Genomic DNA, 2,514 nt, shown 5'->3' on the forward strand with positions numbered 1-2,514 from the left:
AATCAAACTTTTCTCAGTTCTAGTCATATGTAAGGGGTAGGGAAATGAATTCAAAAAGAATTATGTCCTACCCCTTACTTTTTTGTTGTCATTTAAATGTGTAAAAACGTTTACTCAATCGGATTAGTCAAACTCTCAACATGTATATGGTAAAATAACTATACTATGTGTTATAAGGATGAATGAAAATGAATAAACCAATTGGTGTTATAGATTCAGGCGTAGGTGGTTTGACTGTAGCAAAAGAAATTATGCGTCAATTACCTAATGAGACAATATATTATTTAGGAGACATTGCAAGATGTCCGTATGGTCCAAGACCTGGAGATGAAGTAAAAGCATTTACTACACAACTTGCTAACAAACTAATGCAGTTTGATATCAAAATGCTAGTTATAGCGTGTAATACTGCGACTGCTGTTGCATTAGAATATTTGCAACAAGTGTTGCCTATTCCTGTTATTGGGGTTATTGAGCCAGGCTCCAGAACAGCTATTATGACAACTAAGAATCAAAACGTTTTAGTTCTTGGGACAGAAGGGACAATAAAATCTGAAGCGTACAGACATCATATTAAACGCATTAATCCTAATGTGCATGTATATGGCGTAGCTTGTCCTGGTTTCGTCCCGTTAGTTGAACAAATGCGCTACAATGATCCTACCATTACAAGTATTGTCATTCATCAAACGTTAAAACAATGGAGAAATACAGATGCAGATACAATAATCTTAGGTTGCACACACTATCCATTGTTATATAAACCAATTAATGATTACTTTGGAGGAGAGAAGAAAGTTATTTCCTCTGGACTAGAGACAGCGCGTGAAGTAAGTGCTTTATTAACGTTTAGTAATGAACACGCGAGTTATACCCGCCATCCAGAGCATCGATTCTTTGCTACTGGAGATACAGTACATATTAAAAATATAATTTTGCAATGGTTAAAATTAGATGTTGAAGTTGAGCGCATCAGTGTAGATGCTTAGTGAGGAGGAATTATAATGGCAGATATCGTAATCGCTACAAACAATAAAGGTAAAATTAATGACTTTAAATCTATCTTTCCCCACGATAATGTGATAGGTATATCAGAGCTCATCGCAGATTTCGATGTAGAGGAAACTGGAACAACTTTTGAAGAAAATGCACGGTTAAAGTCAGAAGAAGCTGCAAAAGTGTTAAATAAACGTGTTATCGCAGATGACAGTGGATTAGAAGTATTTGCGTTAAATGGAGAACCAGGTGTCTATTCAGCTCGATATGCCGGTCTAGACAACAGCGATGATGCTAATATTGATAAATTATTAAAGAATTTAGATGGTATTGAACAGCGCGAGGCACAATTTGTTTGTGTCATTAGTATGAGTGCACCTAATGAGCCGACGCAAACTTTCAAAGGAACAGTATCAGGTGTAATTACGACGGAGAGACAAGGTGAGCATGGTTTCGGATATGATCCTGTATTTTATGTTCCTGAAAAAGGTAAAACCATGGCACAACTCACAACAACAGAAAAAAGTGAAATTAGTCATAGAGGTAATGCAATTAAGAAATTAAATGCTTATTTGGAGAGTGAATCAATATGACAAAGTGGCTTATCGTCAGTGACAATCATACAGAACCTGGTATTTTATACCATATTTATGAATCACATAAAGACGCTGAAATGTTACTACATTTAGGTGACTCTGAATTCGAATACAATGACACAGAGTTAAGTCTATTTAAAAGAGTAAAAGGAAATTGTGACTTTTATCCTGAATTTCCAAATGAGGAAGTTGTGGAAGCTAAAGGTATTAAAGCCTTTTATACACATGGCCATTTATATTCAGTTAATCAAACGCGCATGCACTTAGCTGAGAAGGCTAAATCACTTGGATGTCAATTTGCTTTCTATGGTCATACTCATGTCGCAAAATATGAACACTTTAGTGGTGTACACGTTATTAACCCAGGCAGTATATCGCAGTCACGCAGTAATATTGAAGAAACATTTGCAGAACTCCTCATCGATGAACAAAATATGAATGCGATTTTAAACTTTAGAAATCGTGACAACCGTATTATAGAAACAATAGAATTTGAAATTTAGCAAAGAAACACTTAGGCAAAAGTCGTTGCCTAAGTGTTTTGATTATTATATAGGACAGAATTCAACTTATATAAGTCATGTAGGGTGAAGGTATTAAAATGAGAAGTAAAAACGAACCACTTTGGCACTTTATCTAGTAATAAGCGCATTGTTGCATTCAATTATTAATTTAGTACTTACGTTTTAAATCATATTGAGGCTTGATAAATTAGAAAAAGCAGATATAAAAGTGTTAAGCACGTGTCAAAATTTTTGAAACGTATATTTTAATAATATAAAAAGAGTCCGGGACATAAAGTTCTTGGATAAGTGAAAAAAAGACAATTTCTATTGAAATAATATAGAAATTGTCTTTTTTATAAATTTTTTAATTATTTTCAGCTCGTTGAGCTACTACTTTTCTTATATTAAGTGCCATT

3 protein-coding genes and 1 pseudogene are annotated in these 2,514 nt (G+C 34.0%); 3 read left to right on the plus strand and 1 reads right to left on the minus strand.

Annotation, left to right across the window (positions count from 1 at the left end; all coding sequences use genetic code 11):
- The first annotated feature begins 188 nt into the window (after positions 1-188).
- Genes racE through KA858_RS06795 form a run of 3 tightly spaced genes read left to right on the plus strand, consistent with a single transcriptional unit; the run spans position 189 to position 2,095 of the window.
- Positions 189-989 carry a glutamate racemase gene (gene racE / locus KA858_RS06785; RefSeq protein ID WP_107629882.1) on the plus strand — a complete coding sequence of 267 codons (801 nt, stop codon included), beginning with the start codon at positions 189-191 and terminating at the stop codon, positions 987-989.
- A gap of 15 nt (positions 990-1,004) precedes the next feature.
- Positions 1,005-1,589 (plus strand): XTP/dITP diphosphatase, encoded by a 585-nt coding sequence (locus tag KA858_RS06790; RefSeq protein ID WP_210135322.1) that lies wholly within the window; start codon positions 1,005-1,007, stop codon positions 1,587-1,589.
- Complete coding sequence (locus tag KA858_RS06795; protein ID WP_210135323.1) at positions 1,586-2,095, plus strand: YfcE family phosphodiesterase; 510 nt, start codon at positions 1,586-1,588, stop codon at positions 2,093-2,095. The genes KA858_RS06790 and KA858_RS06795 overlap by 4 nt, the downstream gene beginning before the upstream one ends.
- A 232-nt stretch (positions 2,096-2,327) precedes the next feature.
- Here the strand turns inward: KA858_RS06795 and KA858_RS12850 are convergent.
- Positions 2,328-2,514, minus strand: a pseudogene (locus KA858_RS12850) (hypothetical protein); the annotation flags it as partial.

Origin of the sequence: Staphylococcus sp. GDX8P80P (assembly GCF_017893095.1) — a bacterium.
Lineage (GTDB): Bacteria > Bacillota > Bacilli > Staphylococcales > Staphylococcaceae > Staphylococcus > Staphylococcus borealis.